The organism is bacterium (genome assembly GCA_035945995.1).
Taxonomy (GTDB): Bacteria; Sysuimicrobiota; Sysuimicrobiia; order Sysuimicrobiales; family Segetimicrobiaceae; genus DASSJF01.
Window position 1 is genome coordinate 1 of the sequence record DASYZR010000087.1, and the last position, 18316, is coordinate 18316.

The following is an 18316-nucleotide window of genomic DNA, read 5'->3' on the forward strand; positions in this document are numbered from 1 at the left end:
CAAACGCGCGCCCTCGCGCAAACGCCCGGCGTCCCCGCACCGCGCCTCCCGCCGGCGCGCCGGCCGGCGCCGCTAACGCGCCGCCGGCATCAGAGCATCACGCCGCCGCCGTCGACGACAAACGTCTGCCCGGTGACGAAATCGCTGGCCGCCGACGCGAGGAAGACGACCGTGCCGACGAGGTCGCCGGGCTCCATGACTCGTTTGATCGCCTGCCGCTCCCGCCCGCGCTCGAAGTAGTCGTCCGGGTTGAGCCGCCGGCTCGCGTCGGTGCGCACCAGGCCCGGCGCCACGGCGTTGACGCAGATGTTGTCCGCCCCGAGCTCCTGCGCGAGCACCCGGGTCAGGCCGATCACGGCCGCCTTCGACGCGACGTAGTGGGCGAGGCCGGGCGTGCCGCGGTACACGGACGACGATGACACGTTGATGATCTTGCCGGCCCGCCGGGCGCGCATGTACGGCACGACGGCCTTCGCGCACTGCCAGACGCCCTTGACGTTCACCGCCATGACCGCGTCCCACTCCGCCCCGCTGATCTCGTCGAACGGCTTCTTGCGTCCCAGGTCGCCGTACACGGCCGCGTTGTTGACCAGGATGTCGATCCCGCCGAACCGCCGCGCCGCCTCCTCGGCCAGCCGGACGGCCTCCGACTCGCGGGCCACGTCGGCCCTGACGTAGCACATCGGGATGCCGTCCTGCCCGTCCGGCGCGCGGCGCCACGCCTCGTCGGCGGGCTCGGCGACGTCGGCGGCGACCACGCTCGCCCCCCGTTCGATCAGGGCGCGGGCGTAGACGGCGCCGAGCCCCCGGGCGGCCCCCGTGACGATGGCGGTCTTTCCGGACAGCGGCATGCGACCTCACTCCTCGGCGTCACGACGCGCGGAGGAATTTCCTATACGGATGCCACAATGCCTCTTGAGATCGGGACGACGCCGCGGTCCTGAGGAGGCACACGAGCGCGATGTCGAGGGACGCCCACGAATTCGCGATCGATCTCGTCCGGCGCTCGCACGCCTGGGCCGTCACGTACGCCGCCCGGGAGTACGGCCGCCTCCGGACGCGGCTCCAGACGCAGGGGCTCCTCGAGTACCTGCGCACGCTCATGTGGCGGGAGTACATGCTCGGCGTCCACGTCCCCGCCAAGGCGATGATCCTGCTGCCCGACGACGCGCAAGACCTGAAGCTGCTGCTCGCGCGCCAGATCCAGGACGAGTGGAAGCATTCGCAGATCTTCGCCGAGCGCGTGCGCGCGCTCGGCGGGGATGACGACCTCGGCCGCTTTGCGCCCTCGGACACCGATTGGAAGCTCTACCACGATACCTACGACTGGCCCCACCCCGTCGAACTCGTGACCTCGCTCAACTGTACGGGGGAGGTCCTGATCACCGAGATGTTCCGGATCGTGGTGGATCCGGCGCGGCTGCTCGTGGACGAGCGGACGGCCGAGGTCATCCGCGACGAGATCCTGGCCGACGAACCGTCCGCCCTGGAGAGTTTGGTCGATCCGGTCACGGCGAGGCGCCTCGAGGAGGACGTCATCCCCGACGAAGGCACCCATATCCGCTTCGGCCGCATGATCATGGAGCGCTACTGCACGACGGACGAACTCCAGCGGCGGGCCCTCCGCGTCCAGGAGATCAAGATGGACGCCCTCAAAGCGTCGCACGCGGGGCTCGTCAACCGCGTGCTGGCGGCGCAGTGAGGGGAAAGAAGGTCAGGTCGACGTCGAGCGGTCCGGCGAAATCGAGTTGAGGGCCTCCTCGATGGTCGGGAACATCGGCATCAGCCGGTCCAGGCCCGTGATCGTCAACAGGCGCTGAACGTTTGCCGTGGCCGCGGCCAGGACGATCTGCCCCCCGGCCCCCCGGGCGTCGAGATGCGCCTTGACCAGGACCTTGATCCCCGAAGAGTCGATGTACCGCAGTTCGCGGAGATCGAGGATGACTCCGCGGCCGTCGCTCTCGGCGGCGGCCTGCAGCTGGGCGGACAAATCCGTCGCGTTGCTGAGGTCGATCTCGCCGGTGATGGACAGGCAGACGACGCCGCGCAGAGACTGCTGCCGGAACGCCGCTCGGTTGAATGGATCCTGCGACAATATTGAAGTGTTCCTCCGGCGGCCGCGTAGTGGAACACTTCAACGGTCACCGCGGTCATTGCAATGCTCCCGGGCCCATTCCTGCCGAACGGGTGTATGGTCCGGTCTCCGAGGCCGCGCCACCGGCGGGTGTTCGCTTGACATGAAATGTAAGTTGATGCTAACGTAACTCTCGATGGATCAGGCGCTCAAGGCGCTTGCCGAACCCCGCCGGCGCGAGATCTTGCGGCTGGTCCGCGATCGCGAGCTCCCGGCGGGCGCCATCGCGTCGCGGTTCGAGGGGGTCACCCGGCCGGCCATCTCGCAGCACCTCCGGGTGCTCGTCAACGCGGGCCTGCTCCGCGAGCGACGGGATGGACGCCGCCACCTGTACCGCGCGCGCCGGGAGGCCGTGGCCGATCTTCGCGCCTTTCTCGAGGCGTTTTGGGACGAGCGGCTCGAACGGCTCAAAGCCGCGGCCGAAGAGCACGAAGGGAGGGTGCGACGTACCCCAGGACGCCGGTGAGACGCCGGATCCCAGGCGCCCCGCCGCCCCGCCGGCCGAGGCGCCCGGCGCCGCGCCGGAGGACGCGATCCGGCGCGAGGTGCGGATCGCCGCCTTCCCGGACACGGTGTTTGCGTTCCTCACCGATCCGGCTAAGATCGCCCGCTGGAAGGGCACGCATGCCGTGAGCGACCCCCGGCCGGGCGGCGTCTACCGCGCGGTCATCAACCCCGGCCACATCGTGAGCGGTGAGTACGTGGAACTCGTGCCGAACCGCAAGGTCGTCTATACGTGGGGCTGGGTCGACAGTCCGCAGGTCCCGCCGGGCTCGAGCATCGTCGAGATCATCCTCGTCCCGGATGGCGACGGCACGCTGCTCCGGCTCACGCATCGCCATCTGCCCGCGGCGGCCCGCAAAGGCCACGGCGAAGGCTGGGACCACTACCTCCCGCGCCTGGCCGTGGCCGCGCCGGGGGGCGACGCTGGTCCGGATCCCTGGGCCGCGGGCGCGGTGTGACGGACTTGTGACATGGATCCGCCACGCTGACGACGACCGCTCAAGCCTCGTCCTCGCTCGACGTCGACGAACGCACGGAGTCCCAACCCACCCGCAAGAGACCGGAAGGAGCGTGATGGTCGTGGCCCGACGTGCAACCCGGCAGTCAACCAAGCACGGCGCCCGAACCGGCGGAGGAACGCGGAGACGTACCCGACCGGCGCGCGCCCGTCCCGCGTCACGGACCGCAAAGGGCCGTGCGGCATCGGGCCACCCCGTGGTCCACTGGGAGATCAACGCCCGGGACGCCAAAGCCCTGCACACCTTCTACACATCGCTGTTCGGCTGGCGGATCGACGCCGACAATCCGATGGGGTACGGCCTCGTCAAGACCGGCGGAACCGGCGGAATCAACGGCGGCATCGGCCCGGCGCAGGGGACCCCGCACGTCACCTTCTACGTCCGGGTCCCCGATCTCGAGGCCACGCTCACGAGGGTCGCCCAGTTCGGCGGCAGGACCGAGGTGCCGCCCACGCACATTCCCGACATGGTGACCTTCGCGGTGTTCACCGACCCGGAGGGCAACCGGATCGGCCTGATCAAAGCCTAAAGGAGGCGCGCGTCTGGGAACGTCGCACGGAACCCGCGGCGCCGGCCGCACGACGTACACTGAGAGGGGTGTCAGATGGGAAATCCGGTCGTGCACTTTGAGGTCCTCGGCAAGGACGTGAAGTCTCTGCAGAATTTCTACAACAGCGCGTTCGGCTGGGAGATGAAGCCCGTGATGGCGGAATACACCATGGCGACCCCCGGCGGGCCCACCGGCATCAACGGCGGGATCGGCGCGGCGATGGGCGGGGGTGCGGGGCACGTCACATTCTATGTCGCCGTCGACGATCTCGGCGCCGCGCTCAAGAAGATCGAGAGTCTCGGAGGCCGCACGATCTCCGGGCCCATGGACGTGCCCGGCGGACCGAGCATCGCGATGTTTGCGGATCCGGAAGGCCACGTCATCGGCCTCGTCAAGGGGATGTGACTCGCGACGGGCGCGCGGATCCGGCCGGGAAGGCGGTTGACCGGGACCGGCTCCCGTGGTATATAGTGACGTAGGTACTCTGAAGTACCGTGGGCCGGGACGCCCTCTGAGGTCACAATCTCAGGGGGCGTTTCGCTTTTTGCCGGCACCACACCGTCCCGGGCGGGACACGGAGGTGACGCATGGCGGGCAAGGAGATGACGGCGCAGGACGTCGTCGCGTACATCAAGGATCGCGGGGTCAAGATGGTCGACCTGAAATTCGTCGACGTTCCCGGCACGTGGCAGCACACGACGGTCCCCGCGAGTCAGGTCGACGAGAAGACGTTCAAGCGCGGCATCGGGTTCGACGGCAGCAGCATCCGCGGCTTTCAGGCGATCGAAGAGAGCGACATGCTCCTCATGCCCGACCCCGCCACCGCCCGGCCCGACCCCTTCACGGAGATCCCGACGCTGTCCGTGATCTGCAATATCTTCGATCCGATCACCGGCAAGCCGTACAGCCGGGATCCGCGCTACGTGGCTCAGAAGGCCGAGGAGCACCTCAAGGCGTCCGGCTTCGGCGACGTGAGCTACTGGGGGCCGGAGGCCGAGTTCTTCGTCTTCGGCAACGTCCAGTACGACGTGGATCCGTACCGCATGGGGTACAGCATCGATTCGCCCGAAGCGATCTGGAACTCCGGCCAGCCGGGCCTGGGCCACCGCGTCCGCACCAAGGAAGGCTACTTCCCCGTCCCGCCCGCCGACACGCTGCTCGACATCCGCAGCGAAATGTCGCTCGAGATGGAGAAGTGGGGCATCGAGGTCGAGATGCAGCACCACGAGGTCGCCACCGCCGGCCAGGGCGAGATCGACATGAAGTACAACACGCTCACGCGGATGGCCGACAGCCTGCTCGCCTACAAGTACATCGTCAAGAACGTGGCGCGCCGCCACGGCATGACGGCGACGTTCATGCCGAAGCCTCTGTTCGGCGACAACGGAACCGGCATGCACACGCACCAGAGCGTCTGGAAGAACGGCGCCAACATCTTCTACAGCGAGGGCGGCTACGCCGAGCTCAGCCAGGACGCGCTGCACTACGTCGGCGGCCTGCTGACCCACGTCGACGCGCTCCTCGGCCTGTGCGCCTGCACGACGAACTCGTACCGGCGTCTCGTGCCGCACTACGAAGCGCCGGTCAACATTGCGTTCAGCAAGCGCAACCGCAGCGCGGCGATCCGGATCCCGATGTACCACACCGGGCCGGCCGGCGCCTCGGCGAAGCGCGTCGAGTTCCGCTGCCCCGACGCCACCTGCAATCCGTACCTCGCGTTCGCGGCGATGCTGATGGCCGGGCTCGACGGCGTCAAGCGCAAGATCGATCCGGTGAAGGCCGGGTTCGGACCGCTCGACAAGAACACGTACGAACTGCCGCCGGATGAGGCCGCCAAGATCAAGAGCGTGCCCGGCTCGCTCACCGCGGCGCTGGACGCGCTCCAAGGGGACCACGAGTTCCTGCTCGAAGGCGACGTGTTTACCCGGGACCTGCTGGAGACGTGGATCGACTACAAGCGGACCCGCGAGGTGCACGAAGTCAACATCCGCCCGGTCCCGTACGAGTTCTTCCTGTACTACGACGTCTAAGTCCCCCGCGCGGCCCGCGCGGCATCGGTGCGTCGGAAGACCCGGGGACCGCCTCCCGGGTCTTTCGACGTCCGCGGCGGAGGCGGACCGGCCGAGGGGAACCCTATGTCCACATGGCCCCGCCGTAGGAGAACTGCTGGCAGTTGGTCTGATACGCCGGTGCTGGCGGGAACAGGCTGAAATCCAGGTACAGGCCCTGGGCCTGCGCGGGAAGCCCGTTGACGACGACGAACGCCGCCGCGGCCAGCGTAACGAGCGCCACACGCGCGAGCATGCGCTTACGGTATCGGATGCGAGCCACCATGTGGAGTCACCTCCCTCATAGGTCGGGTGGCCTTCAACTAATTTTTCTACAGCCGGGCGGGCCGAAACATTGGTCCGGCCGCAGACGTCGAACGCAGTGTGAATAAGTCATGGAGACGTGACGGAGGCTTCGTGAATCGCCGGCCGCCACGCTTACGGCGTGCCGGTTCCACCGCGCCCGGCGCGCCCCGCGGTGTCAAAATCCTCTATAATAACTAACGTGACGACGCCGCGCTTTCGGGTCGCGATGGCGCAGATCAACCCCACCGTCGGCGACTTCGAAGGCAACACCCGCAAGATTCTGGAGCGCCTCGCCGAGGCGGAGGGCCTCGGCGCGGATATCGTGTCGTTCCCCGAGCTCGTCGTTCCCGGATATCCGCCCGAAGACCTGCTGATCAAGGCCGACTTTGTCGAGGAGAACGTCGCCTGCCTGCACGAGATCGCGCGCCATGCGACCCGGAGCGTCGCGGTGATCGGATGCGTGGACTCGGGCGAACACCTCTACAACGCGGCCGCAATACTCGCCGGCGGCCGCATCGCCGGCATATATCGCAAGATGCGGCTCCCCAACTACGGCGTCTTCGACGAGAAGCGCTACTTCCAGCCGGGCACGGAGGCGCCGGTCTTCGTCGTGCACGGCGTGCCGGTCGGCGTGACGATCTGCGAGGACGTGTGGGCGCCCGGCGGTCCCCTGCTCGCCCAGGCCCTGGCCGGGGCCCTCGTCGCGGTCAACATCAACGGGTCGCCGTACTCGGCCGGCAAGTGGCGGATCCGCGAGGAGATGCTGCGGACGCGCGCGCGCGACTACGCGATCGCGATCGCCTACAACAACACGGTCGGGGGCCAGGATGAGCTCGTCTTCGACGGCCTCGGGTTCGTCGTCGACGCCGCCGGACGGGTCGTGACGCGCGGGCCGGCGTTCGACGAAGCCCTCGTCGTCGCCGACATCGACGTCGAGGCGATCCGGACCCTGCGCCGGTACAATCCGATCCGGACCCCGGACGCGCTCGCGGGCGAGGGCGTCCGGGCGCCGGTCTACACGCTGTCCACGGAGCCGCCGGATCCGGCCCGGCCGGCGCTGCCCGGGCCGGATCCGGCAGAGCCTCCCGGAGACGTTGAGGAAGTCTACCGCGCACTCGTCCTCGGCACGCGCGACTACGTGCGCAAGAACCGGTTCCGCCATGTCGCGGTGGGGCTGAGCGGCGGGGTGGATTCGTCCCTCGTCGCCACGATCGCCGCGGACGCGCTCGGCCCCGAGGCCGTCACCGGGGTGACGATGCCGTCGCGGTTCACATCGGACGAAAGCCGGCGGTACGCCGCCGCGCTCGCGCAGGCCCTCGGGATCCGGACCCTCGACCTGCCGATCGAGGCGATGGCCGGCGCCTTCGAGACCACGCTCGCGCCGGCGTTCGGCGGCCGGCCCCGGAACGAGGCCGAGGAGAACATTCAGGCGCGGATCCGCGGCACGCTGCTCATGGCGCTGTCCAACAAGTTCGGCTGGCTCGTGCTGACCACCGGCAACAAGAGCGAGATGAGCGTCGGGTACGCGACGCTGTACGGCGACATGGCAGGCGGCTTCGCCGTCATCAAGGACGTTCCCAAGACGCTCGTCTACCGCCTGGCCCGCTGGCGCAACGGGACCGGGGGCCGGGAGCTCATCCCGGCCGGCGTGCTCGAGCGCGCGCCGACGGCCGAATTGCGGGAGGAGCAGACTGACCAGGACACGCTGCCGCCGTACGAGACGCTCGACCCGATCCTGCGCCTCTACGTGGAAGACGACCGGTCCGCCGAGGAGATCATCGCTCAGGGCTTCGATCCGGCCACCGTCGCCCGCGTGATCGGGATGGTCGACGCGAGCGAGTACAAGCGCCGCCAGGCGCCGCCGGGCGTCAAGATCACCCCGAAGGCGTTCGGCCGCGACCGCCGCCTGCCGATCACCAACTGGTATCGCGGCCGCCGCCCCGCCGAAGCGCCCGCGGGTCCACCGCGCGCCTAACCCGGCCCCCGGCCGCGCGGACCGGCCGCGCCGATCCCGATCCGCACCCCGCCCCCTGGGCGGGGCAGGCGCCGCGATTGACGCATTTTCCCGTCCTCCCGTACAATGAGACGGAGGTTTCGTGATGTCTGTGTCCGGTGTGCTCCCGGTTCTGCAGCGCAGCCGGGAGTTTCTTCTCGTGAGCGAGGCACTGGAGGCCGGCCGGCGTCCCTGGGTCACGGGACCGGCCGGCGCGGGAAAGGCTTGCCTGCTCGCGGCGCTCATCATGCGCGCGGGAACGCAGATCCCCGCGTGGCTCGTGGTGTCGCCCGACCGCGATCACGCCGAACGGCTGGCCGACGACCTGCACGCCCTGCTGCCGCCGGGCGCACCGGCCGTCCATCTCCTCGAGGTGTGGGACGCGCCGGGGCCGGGGGAGCCGCTCTCCCTCGACGCGGCGCGCACGCGTCACCGCCTGCTGGACGCGCTGAGCCGCGATGAGCCGGTGGTCGCGGTGGCCTCCGCCGCCGGCCTCGTCCTGCCGATGCCGGACCCCGGGTGGCTTGAGGCGGTGCGTGCCGACCTTCGTCCCGGCGCCCCCATCGCGATCGACGAGGTCATAGGACGGCTCGCCGCGGGCGGGTACGAGCGCGTGGATCTCGTCCACGTACCGGGCGAGATGAGCGTCCGCGGCGGCATCGTCGATGTCTATCCCCCGGCGTCGGACCGGCCGGTTCGTGCGGAATGGGCCGGCGACGAGATCGAATCGGTCCGCGCGTTCGATCCCGAGACGCAGTTGACCACGGCAACCCTCGAGGGGACCACGATCCTGCCGGCGCGCGCCGACGCGGTACCGCGACCCGCCGGGCCCGGGGTGCTGCTGCCCGGCCTGCTCCGGGACGCGGCCGTGTGCGTGCTCGACGAGCCCGACGAAGTCGCGCGTCAGGCCAAGGCACTCGTCCGGCAGGCGGAGGCCGCCCGCGCGCGCGCGGCGGAGACCGCCCAGATCGCCAGCACCGCGCCCGCCCCGGTCGTGCCCTGGGAGGACGTGGCGCCGATGCTCGCCGCCCGCCGCACGGTCGCGATCTCCACCCTGCGCACGTCGCCTGAGGGGACCGGGTATGCCGCGATGGGCATGCCGTTCGGAACGGTGGAGTCGTTCGCCGGCCAGGTCGAAGGGTTCGCGGAGCAGGCGCGCCGCTGGATCGCGGAGCGCAGCCGTGTCGTGGTCGCCAGCCGCCAGGCGCACCGCATGCGCGAGCTGCTCGCGGAACACGGCGTCGTCGCGGCGAACCCCGACCGGCTCGACGCGCCGCCCGCGCCCGGCACCGTGACGGTGGTGGGGGAGCCGCTGACGCAGGGGTTCGCCTTCGCGGACCTGGTCGTGGTGACCGACAGCGAGATCCTGGGATGGCGGCGCCGGCGGAGCCGCCCGCGCTGGTTCCGGGACGGCGCCCGGCTGGGCAGCTGGAGCGAGCTCGTGCCGGGCGATCTCATCGTGCACCTCCATCACGGCATCGGGATCTACCGCGGGCTCGAGCGGCTCGCGATGGGCGGCGCCGCGCGGGACTACCTGCATCTCGACTACGCCCAGGGCGACGCGCTGTACGTCCCGACCGAGCAGATCGGCCTCGTGCAGCGGTACGTCGGCGTGGACGGACAGGCGCCGCAGATCCACCGCCTCGGCGGCACGGAGTGGGACCGCGAGAAGCGGCGGGTCCGCGAGCGCACGCGCGAAATGGCGCGCGAGCTGCTGGACCTCTACGCGGCGCGCGAGCGGGCGCGCGGGCACGCGTTCACCGGCGACACGCCGTGGCAGCGCGAGATGGAAGAGGCGTTTCTTTACGAAGAGACCCCCGACCAGCGAAAGGCGATCGAAGACGTCAAGCGGGACATGGAGGGCGCGCGGCCGATGGATCGCCTGGTCGCGGGCGACGTCGGCTACGGGAAGACCGAAGTCGCGCTGCGCGCGGCGTTCAAGGCGGTCATGGACGGGCGCCAGGTCGCCGTCCTCGTCCCCACGACTCTGCTCGCGCAGCAGCACTACACCGTCTTCCGCGAGCGCTTCGCCCCGTTTCCCGTGCGCGTGGAGATGCTGAGCCGGTTCAGGTCGGCGAAGGAACAGCGCGAAGTCCTGGACGGCCTGCGCGACGGCACGATCGACGTCGTGATTGGAACGCACGCGCTGCTCAACAAGACCGTGACGTTCCGGGCCCTCGGCCTGGTCGTGATCGACGAGGAGCAGCGGTTCGGCGTCCGGCACAAGGAGCGCCTCAAGCAGCTGCGCACCCAGGTCGACGTGCTGACGCTGACCGCGACCCCGATCCCGCGCACCCTGCACATGTCGCTGGCGGGCCTCCGCGACCTCTCGGTGATGGAAACGCCGCCCGAGGCCCGGCAGCCGATCCGGACGTACATTCACGAGGACGATCCCGCGGTGGTGGCGGAGGCCATCCGCCGCGAACTGGCCCGCGACGGCCAGGTCTACGTCGTGCACAACCGGGTCGAGACGATCGAGCGCGCCGCCGAGCGGATCCGCCGGCTCGTGCCCGAGGCGCGGGTCGTCGTCGCGCACGGGCAAATGCCGGAGACGCAGCTCGAGCGCATCATGCTCGATTTCTTGGGCGGCCGCGCGGACATCCTGGTCTGCACGACGATCGTCGAGATCGGCCTCGACATCCCCCGCGTGAACACGATTCTCATCGAGCAGGCGCACCTGCTCGGCCTCGCGCAGCTCTACCAGCTGCGGGGACGCGTGGGCCGGGCCGACCGGCAGGCCTACGCGTACCTGCTGCACCCGCGCAACGCCAGGCTCACGCCCGAGGCGGAGCAGCGGCTCGTCGCGATGCGCGAGTTCGTGGAGCTCGGCTCCGGGCTCCGCCTCGCGATGCGCGATCTCGAGATCCGCGGCGCCGGCAACCTCCTCGGACCGGAACAGCACGGGCACCTGGCGGCCGTCGGGTTCGATCTGTACATGCGCCTGCTGGACGAAGCGATCCGGGAGCTGCGCGGCGAGATCGTCGAGGAGACCTCCGACCCCACGGTCGACCTCGGCGTCGAAGCATTCCTGCCGGAATCGTACGTCGACGCGCCCGCGCAGCGCGTCGCCGCGTACCGGCGGCTCGCCGACGCCCGAACCCCGGACGATGCCGCGGAGGCGATCGCGGAACTGCGCGACCGCTACGGTCCCCTGCCGGCGCCGGCGCAGCGTCTCGCGGGCGTGATCCGCCTGCGCGCCCTGGCGCGCAGCGCCGGCGTGGCCGCGATTGCGCGGGACGCCGGGGGCGTCCTCATCAAGCTGCTCGACCCCGCCGGGGCCGGACCCCGCGTCCACACGCACATCGCACGGTCCCGCGGCCGGCTGCGGTGGACCGCCGACGGGATCTACATGCCGGTGCCCGGGCTCGCGCCGGACGAGACGGTCCCGGCCGTCGAGCAGCTGCTGGAGTGGCTCGCCGCGGAAACCCGGCGCGACGACGGGGCGGGCGCCGCCCGCACCGTCGCGGCCACGGGGGTGACGTGATGAACCGGCCGCGCCCGACCTTTGAGGACCTCGTGGCCACGATGGCCCGGCTGCGCGCGCCCGGCGGGTGTCCCTGGGACCGCGCCCAGACGTCCGCGTCGCTGCGGCCGTACCTGCTCGAAGAAACGTACGAGACGCTGGACGCGATCGACGCCGGCGCCCCGGAGCGGCTGAAAGAAGAACTCGGCGACCTCCTGCTTCAAGTTGTGTTCCACGCCCAGATGGCGGCGGAGGCCGGAACGTTCACCATCGACGACGTGGTCGCCGGACTCGTGGAGAAACTCATCCGGCGCCACCCGCACGTGTTCGGCGGGGCGGCGGCGGCCACGCCCGACGCGGTCGTCACCCGGTGGGAGGCCATCAAACAGGCCGAGCGCGCGGCCGCCGCGGGCCCGCACGGCGATGCCGGGACGACCGGCGGCACGGCGGAACCGCGGGACGAGGCCCTGGCCGGCCTCGCCCGCACGCTCCCCGCCCTGATGCTCGCGCAGCAGATGCAGGCGCGCGCGGCCCGAGCGGGCATGCCGGGACCGGATGGACCGGGCGTCGATCAGAGGCTCGCCGGCGTGCGCCGCGCGTTGGACGATCTCGCCGGGGCGTCCGGACCGGCGGAGGCGGACGAGAAGGTCGGCGATCTGCTCTTTGCCGCGGTCGGCGCGGCGAGGGCGCTCGGCGTCGACGGCGAGTTGGCGCTGCGTGAAGTCGCCGAGCGGTTTCGAGTCCGATTCGGCCGGCTCGAAGCCCTGGCCCGCGCGCGCGGGACGCCGCTTGCGGACTGCACCGCGGACGAGGTGCAGGCGCTGTGGCGCGAAGCGAGTGAGGCTGGATAAGTTCCTGCAGGTCAGCCGGCTCGTGAGGCGGCGCGCCCTCGCGAACCGGCTGTGCGATGCGGGCCGCGTGACGCTCAACGGCCGGCGCGCCGAGCCGGCCGCTCCCGTGCGCGCCGGCGACGTCATCGCCGTCGACGTGGGGGATCGTCGGATTCGGGCGCGCGTCCGCGAGGTGCCGGCGGCGCCGCGGCCCGACGCCGGGTACTGCGACATCCTCACCGACGAACCCCAAGGAGGACCCGATGGCGCGCATCGCCAGCATCACGGCGCGTGAAATCCTTGATTCGCGGGGCAACCCGACGGTCGAGGTCGAGGCGGCCCTCGACTCGGGCGCGCGCGGGACCGCGGCCGTCCCGTCGGGAGCCAGCACCGGCGTCCACGAGGCGATCGAGCTGCGGGACCGGGACGGCGGCCGCTACGGCGGCCTCGGGGTTCTGACCGCGGTCCGGCACGTCCGCGAGACGCTCGCGCCGCTGCTCGGCGGCCGCGACCCGGCCGACCAGCGGGGCATCGACGAAGCCCTGATTGCCGCCGACGGCACGCCGAACAAGAGCCGTCTCGGGGCGAACGCGATTCTCGGCGTGTCGCTCGCGGTTGCGCACGCCGCCGCGGCCGGGCGCGGGGTCCCCTTGTTCCGGTATCTCGGCGGGGAGGGCGCCCGCACGCTCCCGGTTCCGCTCATGAACGTGCTGAACGGGGGCAAGCACGCCGACAACGGTCTCGAGTTCCAGGAGTTCATGGTGGTGCCGCTCGGTGCGCTCTCGTATCCCGCGGCCCTCCGCATGGGCGCCGAGATCTACCACGCGCTGCACCGCGTGTTGCTGGACCGCGGCCTCGCCACCGGCGTCGGCGACGAAGGGGGCTTCGCCCCCCGGCTGGCCGGGAACGAGGAGGCCCTCGCGCTGCTGCTCGAGGCGATCCGGCGCGCCGGCTATGCCGCCGGCCGGGAGGCCGCGCTCGCCCTCGATCCGGCGGCGAGCAATTTCTTCGCGGACGGCCGTTACCGCCTCGGCGGCGCCGCGTTCTCGTCCGCCGAGCTGGTCGAGTACTACGCGGGGCTCGTGGACCGGTTCCCCATCGTCTCCATCGAAGACGGATTCGCCGAGGACGACTGGGACGGCTGGGCCGCGGTCACTCGCCGGCTCGGCGCGCGCATCCAGTTGGTCGGCGACGATCTGTACGTCACGAACCTCCGGCGCATCAGCGAGGGCATCGCGCGCGAAACGGGCAACGCCGTGCTCATCAAACTGAACCAAATCGGCACGCTCACCGAAACGCTGGAAGCCATCCGGCTGACGCAGCGGCAGCGCTGGGCCGCCGTCATCTCGCACCGCTCCGGCGAAACCGAGGACACGACGATCGCCGACCTCGCCGTGGCCGTCGGCGCCGGGCAGATCAAGACCGGGGCGCCGGCCCGATCCGAGCGGGTCGGCAAGTACAACCGCCTCCTGCGCATCGCGGAGATGTTGGGACCGGGCGCCGAGTACCCGGGCCCCGCCGCGTTCCGCCGGTAGCGGGTGCAGGAATCCCCGGCCGAAGCCAGAACGTCAGGACTGCCATGGCCAACGGTCGCCGCAGGGGAGGGGCGCCGTGGTGGTTTTGGCTCCACGCGGCGGTATTCTCGGCGACCCTCCTACTCACACTCACGGTCATCTACCTCACGACGGTCCACGTGCGGACCGCCGTCGTGCAGTTTGCCCGCGACGCCGCGACGCCCCGGCCGGTGCGGGCCATCCCCTACGCGGACCTCATCAACGACACGGCGACGGCCGTCCGGCTGAATCCCGCGCTGCTCGCGGCCGTCGTCGCCGCCGAAAGCGGCTTCGACCCGCACGCCCGCTCGGCGCGCGGCGCGTACGGGCTCATGCAGGTGATGCCGGGAACGTGGCGAGAGATCGGCGGGACGGCCGGGTGCCGGCCGGCCGCCGCCGCGGCGCCACCGTGTATGGACGAAGCGGACGCCAATCTCGCCGTCGGGGCCGCGTACCTGCGCCGGCTGGTCGACCGCTTCCAGGGGAACACGGTCCTTGCGGTCGCGGCCTACAACGCGGGGGCGGCGACCGTGGCGCGCCACCACGGCGTGCCGCCGTTTCCCGAGACCACACGCTACATGCGGCAGGTGGCGCTCGCCTGGTTCCATCTGCAGTCCCAGGGAACGTTGAGCCCGTTCTGGTTTGCCGTCATCCGCCGGTTCGACGTCTGGCAGCGCGCGCGGACGGTGCTGATCGCCGCGGTAGTCCTGCTCGCCCTGCCCTGGATCCTGCCGCGCCGCCGCTCCGAGGCGGACGGCGTGGTGCTCACGGGAGCGTCACGATGAGCGGGCGGGGTACCGTGCACGCGGTCGCGGCGCCCGCGGAGGCCCGCGCGCGGCGCCCGCGCCTGACGACGATGGGCGCCGCCGTCGCCGCGGCGGTTGTCCTTGCCGCGTTGGCCAGCCAGTATGCCAAGACGTATACGCTGGCCCGCGAGGAAGCGCGCCTGGAGCAGCGCCGTCGCGACCTCGTCGCCGAAAATGCCCGGTTGCGTGACGAGATCGAGCGGCTCAAAACCGACGACCGGTACATCGAGCAAATCGCCCGGCAGCAACTCGGGCTGGTGCGTCCCGGCGAGATCGAGCTGCTGATCGTACCCTTCGAGGGAACCGTGGCGCCACCGGGCGCCACCCCGCGGGGCGGGGCCCCCGCCCTCCCGGTTCGCGACGCCGGCCCCGACGTGGAGCCGCCGTCCCCGCCGCCGGGCATGGATGCCGTTCCACCTCCGCAGTCTCCCCACGGGATCGGCGTGTGGGCGGTCGGCGTGCGGGATGCCATCCTGCGCTGGCTCCACGTTCCACATCGCTAACCAGGCGCGTACCCTCCGCCGGGGTGATTTTTCTTGACACCCCCGGGGGGCCGGGGTATAATCGCGACGCGTTTCTGTTGCTGGAGGAGGGCACCGGCTCGGAATGAGTCTTGAGGCAGGTAGTATTATTGAAGGTGTAGTCGTTAAGATCACCCACTACGGCGCATTCGTTGAACTCGGGGACGGCAAGAGCGGTCTCGTCCACATCTCGGAAATCGCCGACACCTACGTCAAGGACGTTCGCGACTACCTCAAAGAACAAGAGCGCGTCAAGGTCAAGGTGCTCGGCTATAACGACAAGGGCAAACTTGACCTCTCCGTGAAACAAGCGCTCGACGCCTCCGAACGGCAGGCTCGCGTCCGATCCAAAGCCTCATTCGAAGAAAAGCTCACCAAGTTCATGAAGGAAAGCGAAGAGCGTCTCCTCGACCTCAAACGCAACACCGAAGCCAAGCGCGGCGGCCGCCGCCGCTAATTCCCCTCCGAACGCAACCCCGCCGGTCCCCGGCTCGTGGTGATCCCGTGCCGCGGGGACGTATTGGCTCACGCCGCAGGCATCACCGGCCCGAAACGCCGGCGTCCTCCGTGACCCAGTCCCCCGCATGCGCCACGCTCTCGGCGAGCGCGTGCAGTAGGCTGTATTGGATCCTGAACGTGTTCCCGATGTGGGTCAATTTTTGGGATTCGTTCTCCAGAGTCGCACGAAGCGGTGACTCATCGCCAGCTCGATCGAAGGGCGCCTAAATTTTTTCTGCCTTACCCTCACTTGGGCAATAGCATACTTAACTCAGTAGCCTAGAAGTGCTACGCTTGAAGCATGAAAAAGCCGAACGATATGCCCAAGACGCTCCTCGAAGCCGTCCGGTATTTCAAGGACCCGGACGTATGCATCCGGTTCGTCGCGGCGCTGCGCTGGCCGGACCGTAAGCCGGTCTGCCCCCGGTGTGGAGCGGTCGAGCCGACCTTCCTGGTGACCCGCCGCCTGTGGCAGTGCAAGGCGTGCCAGAAACAGTTTTCGGTAAAGGTCGGCACGATCTTCGAGGACAGCCATATCGGGCTCGACAAATGGCTCCCCGCGTTCTGGATGGTCGTGAATTGCAAGAACGGCGTGTCATCCTACGAGGTGGCGCGCGCGCTCGGCGTCACGCAAAAATCCGGCTGGTTTTTGACGCACCGGATTCGCCTCGCGTTGCAGACCGGCACGTTCCGCAAGTTCGGCGGCGACATCGAGATCGACGAATCGTTCATCGGCGGCAAAGCGCGGTTCATGCACAAGAGCCGCCGCGCGAAGGCCATCAAGGGGACGGGCGGCATGGGCAAGGCCGCCGGCATGGGCCTGCTCGAACGGCACGGGCCGGACGGCCACAGCCGCGTGATTCTCCGGCATGTTCCGAACGTCCGCCGTGGCGCCCTCATCCCGACTGTCCGCGAACACGTCGAGCCGGGGTCCGAGGTCTTCACCGACGCGCTCCCGTCATACGACGTGCTCGCCGACGAGTACACGCACAAGGTGATCGACCACGCCGAGAAGTATGCGGAGGGCAAGGTCCACACGAACGGGCTCGAAAACTTCTGGTCGCTCCTGAAGCGGTCGGTGAAGTGCACCTACGTCAGCGTCGAGCCGTTCCATCTGTTCCGCTACCTGGACGAGCAGGCGTACCGCTTCAACACGCGGAAGATGCCGGACGGGGAGCGGTTCGTCCGCGCCCTGCACGGCGTGGTCGGCAAGCGGCTCACGTACGAGACGCTGACCGGAGGAGAAGCCACCGCGTGAGACAGCACGCCAAGGGCGAGGGAAGCGACGGACCGCAACGCGCCGGACCAGTCCTGACTCCATTTGAACGGTTCGCGGAGTTTACCCGGCGCATCGTCGCCGTGCCGAAATCGGAAATCCAAGAACAGGAACGCCTCTACCAGCGACGACAACGGGCCAAGAAGCGCCGGAAGCAAAAATAAATTCCGGGTTACGCCCCGGAAAAATCCCGAAGGTTGAGTTTCCCCTTAATCCCGGCCGAAGTTGTGATCTTCGACCCTAGCCCGTCGGCGAAGTCGGCCTCCAGCAAGGAGATATCCTTTCTCGCCATTTTGATCTTTGCCAGCCGAGCGGAGAAATCTGCGACGATGGCATCCTGCTCCGAAACAGGAATGTCGGGTACGATGATGTCCTGAATCTGCTGCTGGTTGATGTTGAACTGGAGTGATCCCGTCTTGACCCGGTCAAATTGCATTTGTCCGACCCGCGAATTGAGATATAGAGCGAGGAATCGCGGCCGAAGGCGCATCTGGTCGCGCAGCCTTAACCGAATGATGTACGATCCGTAGACGAAGTTGTCCAATCCACCGCCCACGGCTCCGCAAAGCCCCACGTAGGTTCCGCTCCTCGCGATCAGGACATCCCCTTCGCGTAGATAGAGCGACTTCAACTGCCTGAGATGGAGCGCCGACGGCACGAACTGAAGGTCGCTCAGGTCAATGTCGTTTCGGCGCAGATTCTCGATTCGTAGAAAGGGCACGTCGCTCGTGTAGTCCGCGTCGATGGAAGCGCCGTACTTTAGGAGCGGCTTGATGTCGCGCAGGCGAAAATGTGACACGGATTCCAGGCGTCGATATAGTTCCAAGTATTCCGGATCATACCACTGCACGTCGAGGCGCTCTGCCAAGTCCTCGGGCCGAACGACAAAACAGCCCGGCCGCGTCGGGAGCGTGCCGCTGTCACGGAAGCGAAGCCATTCGGTGAGAATCGCCGGCAGATCGTTGCTGTTCAGGTCGGGCTTTCCGGAGTCTGTGTGCCCGACGTTCAAACTCTTCGCCATGAATATCGCCGACTGATCCGCTGATTCGCCCGGTTTCTTCTCCAAGACGAGGATGGAGGTCTTCGATGCGCTACCGGCCACGACGAAGCAGTTCTTGGGCAGCGAGATGATCGCCCGAACGTAATAGCGGGAGCGAAGCCAGTCTCTCACAAAGGCCGTGGTTGTCGTGTTCAGAACCGAGTCGTCGATGATCGTGAGTAGCAGGCCGCCGTCGCGCAGCAGGTCATGGTATCGTTCCAGGAACATGACGCTGGAGCGCAGCGATGCGACAAGTTTCCCCTTGTGCCGAGCCAGC

General features: G+C 69.2%; 20 protein-coding genes. 16 read left to right on the forward strand and 4 right to left on the reverse strand.

Annotated features, from left to right (window positions below; genetic code table 11):
• Positions 1–89 precede the first annotated feature (89 nt).
• Positions 90–851, reverse strand: a complete 762-nt coding sequence (locus VGZ23_09065; protein HEV2357743.1) for a 3-oxoacyl-ACP reductase family protein — start codon at positions 849–851, stop codon at positions 90–92.
• A gap of 110 nt (positions 852–961) precedes the next feature.
• On the opposite strand from VGZ23_09065, the gene VGZ23_09070 reads away from it, so the two are divergent.
• Positions 962–1702, forward strand: a complete 741-nt coding sequence (locus tag VGZ23_09070) for a hypothetical protein (GenBank protein HEV2357744.1) — start codon at positions 962–964, stop codon at positions 1700–1702.
• Positions 1703–1714: 12 nt separating this feature from the next.
• Here the strand turns inward: VGZ23_09070 and VGZ23_09075 are convergent, their stop codons facing one another.
• Entirely contained in the window at positions 1715–2095 is a 381-nt protein-coding gene (locus VGZ23_09075) for an STAS domain-containing protein (GenBank protein HEV2357745.1), read from the reverse strand.
• Positions 2096–2270: 175 nt separating this feature from the next.
• Between VGZ23_09075 and VGZ23_09080 the strand changes: the two genes are divergently transcribed.
• From VGZ23_09080 to glnA, 5 genes are all read left to right on the forward strand, one after another.
• A complete protein-coding gene (locus tag VGZ23_09080; GenBank protein HEV2357746.1) occupies positions 2271–2600 on the forward strand; it encodes a metalloregulator ArsR/SmtB family transcription factor in 330 nt (109 codons plus the stop codon).
• A 79-nt stretch (positions 2601–2679) separates the two neighbouring features.
• Positions 2680–3096, forward strand: a complete 417-nt coding sequence (locus VGZ23_09085) for an SRPBCC family protein (GenBank protein ID HEV2357747.1) — start codon at positions 2680–2682, stop codon at positions 3094–3096.
• A 256-nt stretch (positions 3097–3352) separates the two neighbouring features.
• The gene (locus VGZ23_09090) at positions 3353–3685 is read left to right on the forward strand and encodes a VOC family protein (protein ID HEV2357748.1); all 333 of its coding nucleotides are present in this window, start codon (positions 3353–3355) and stop codon (positions 3683–3685) included.
• A gap of 75 nt (positions 3686–3760) precedes the next feature.
• Positions 3761–4111: a VOC family protein gene (locus VGZ23_09095; protein HEV2357749.1), complete on the forward strand. Its 351-nt coding sequence runs from the start codon at positions 3761–3763 to the stop codon at positions 4109–4111.
• A gap of 182 nt (positions 4112–4293) precedes the next feature.
• Positions 4294–5736 (forward strand): type I glutamate--ammonia ligase, encoded by a 1443-nt coding sequence (glnA, locus tag VGZ23_09100; protein ID HEV2357750.1) that lies wholly within the window; start codon positions 4294–4296, stop codon positions 5734–5736.
• Positions 5737–5839: 103 nt separating this feature from the next.
• Here the strand turns inward: glnA and VGZ23_09105 are convergent, their stop codons facing one another.
• Positions 5840–6040 (reverse strand): hypothetical protein, encoded by a 201-nt coding sequence (locus tag VGZ23_09105; protein ID HEV2357751.1) that lies wholly within the window; start codon positions 6038–6040, stop codon positions 5840–5842.
• A gap of 219 nt (positions 6041–6259) precedes the next feature.
• Between VGZ23_09105 and VGZ23_09110 the strand changes: the two genes are divergently transcribed.
• From VGZ23_09110 to VGZ23_09155, 10 genes are all read left to right on the forward strand, one after another.
• A complete protein-coding gene (locus VGZ23_09110; GenBank protein ID HEV2357752.1) occupies positions 6260–8035 on the forward strand; it encodes an NAD+ synthase in 1776 nt (591 codons plus the stop codon).
• Between the two features lie 124 nt (positions 8036–8159).
• The gene (mfd, locus tag VGZ23_09115; GenBank protein HEV2357753.1) at positions 8160–11537 is read left to right on the forward strand and encodes a transcription-repair coupling factor; all 3378 of its coding nucleotides are present in this window, start codon (positions 8160–8162) and stop codon (positions 11535–11537) included.
• Positions 11537–12367, forward strand: coding sequence for a nucleoside triphosphate pyrophosphohydrolase (mazG, locus tag VGZ23_09120; GenBank protein ID HEV2357754.1), 831 nt, complete (start codon positions 11537–11539; stop codon positions 12365–12367). Before mfd ends, mazG begins: the two co-directional genes overlap by 1 nt.
• The gene (locus VGZ23_09125; GenBank protein ID HEV2357755.1) at positions 12354–12641 is read left to right on the forward strand and encodes a S4 domain-containing protein; all 288 of its coding nucleotides are present in this window, start codon (positions 12354–12356) and stop codon (positions 12639–12641) included. The genes mazG and VGZ23_09125 overlap by 14 nt, the downstream gene beginning before the upstream one ends.
• The gene (eno, locus tag VGZ23_09130; GenBank protein ID HEV2357756.1) at positions 12610–13881 is read left to right on the forward strand and encodes a phosphopyruvate hydratase; all 1272 of its coding nucleotides are present in this window, start codon (positions 12610–12612) and stop codon (positions 13879–13881) included. Before VGZ23_09125 ends, eno begins: the two co-directional genes overlap by 32 nt.
• Positions 13882–13925: 44 nt before the next feature.
• Entirely contained in the window at positions 13926–14684 is a 759-nt protein-coding gene (locus VGZ23_09135; protein ID HEV2357757.1) for a lytic transglycosylase domain-containing protein, read from the forward strand.
• A complete protein-coding gene (locus VGZ23_09140) occupies positions 14681–15208 on the forward strand; it encodes a septum formation initiator family protein (GenBank protein ID HEV2357758.1) in 528 nt (175 codons plus the stop codon). Before VGZ23_09135 ends, VGZ23_09140 begins: the two co-directional genes overlap by 4 nt.
• A 103-nt stretch (positions 15209–15311) precedes the next feature.
• A complete protein-coding gene (locus VGZ23_09145) occupies positions 15312–15683 on the forward strand; it encodes a S1 RNA-binding domain-containing protein (GenBank protein HEV2357759.1) in 372 nt (123 codons plus the stop codon).
• Between the two features lie 342 nt (positions 15684–16025).
• On the forward strand, positions 16026–16982 hold the full coding sequence (locus VGZ23_09150) for an IS1595 family transposase (GenBank protein HEV2357760.1): 957 nt from the start codon (positions 16026–16028) through the stop codon (positions 16980–16982).
• Positions 16979–17164 carry a hypothetical protein gene (locus tag VGZ23_09155; protein ID HEV2357761.1) on the forward strand — a complete coding sequence of 62 codons (186 nt, stop codon included), beginning with the start codon at positions 16979–16981 and terminating at the stop codon, positions 17162–17164. The genes VGZ23_09150 and VGZ23_09155 overlap by 4 nt, the downstream gene beginning before the upstream one ends.
• Before the next feature lie 8 nt (positions 17165–17172).
• Here VGZ23_09155 and VGZ23_09160 read toward each other — a convergent pair.
• A partial coding sequence (locus VGZ23_09160; protein HEV2357762.1) for an N-6 DNA methylase occupies positions 17173–18316 on the reverse strand: 1144 nt, incomplete at its 5' end.

Coding starts and splice junctions, on each gene's coding strand:
- VGZ23_09095 (HEV2357749.1), top strand. CDS start 3,761: ATGGGAAATCCGGTCGTGCACTTTGAGGTCCTCGGCAAGGACGTGAAG.
- VGZ23_09135 (HEV2357757.1), top strand. CDS start 13,926: ATGGCCAACGGTCGCCGCAGGGGAGGGGCGCCGTGGTGGTTTTGGCTC.
- VGZ23_09070 (HEV2357744.1), top strand. CDS start 962: ATGTCGAGGGACGCCCACGAATTCGCGATCGATCTCGTCCGGCGCTCG.
- glnA (HEV2357750.1), top strand. CDS start 4,294: ATGGCGGGCAAGGAGATGACGGCGCAGGACGTCGTCGCGTACATCAAG.
- VGZ23_09140 (HEV2357758.1), top strand. CDS start 14,681: ATGAGCGGGCGGGGTACCGTGCACGCGGTCGCGGCGCCCGCGGAGGCC.
- VGZ23_09145 (HEV2357759.1), top strand. CDS start 15,312: ATGAGTCTTGAGGCAGGTAGTATTATTGAAGGTGTAGTCGTTAAGATC.
- mfd (HEV2357753.1), top strand. CDS start 8,160: ATGTCTGTGTCCGGTGTGCTCCCGGTTCTGCAGCGCAGCCGGGAGTTT.
- VGZ23_09150 (HEV2357760.1), top strand. CDS start 16,026: ATGAAAAAGCCGAACGATATGCCCAAGACGCTCCTCGAAGCCGTCCGG.
- VGZ23_09065 (HEV2357743.1), bottom strand. CDS start 851: ATGCCGCTGTCCGGAAAGACCGCCATCGTCACGGGGGCCGCCCGGGGG.
- mazG (HEV2357754.1), top strand. CDS start 11,537: ATGAACCGGCCGCGCCCGACCTTTGAGGACCTCGTGGCCACGATGGCC.
- VGZ23_09080 (HEV2357746.1), top strand. CDS start 2,271: ATGGATCAGGCGCTCAAGGCGCTTGCCGAACCCCGCCGGCGCGAGATC.
- VGZ23_09105 (HEV2357751.1), bottom strand. CDS start 6,040: ATGGTGGCTCGCATCCGATACCGTAAGCGCATGCTCGCGCGTGTGGCG.
- eno (HEV2357756.1), top strand. CDS start 12,610: ATGGCGCGCATCGCCAGCATCACGGCGCGTGAAATCCTTGATTCGCGG.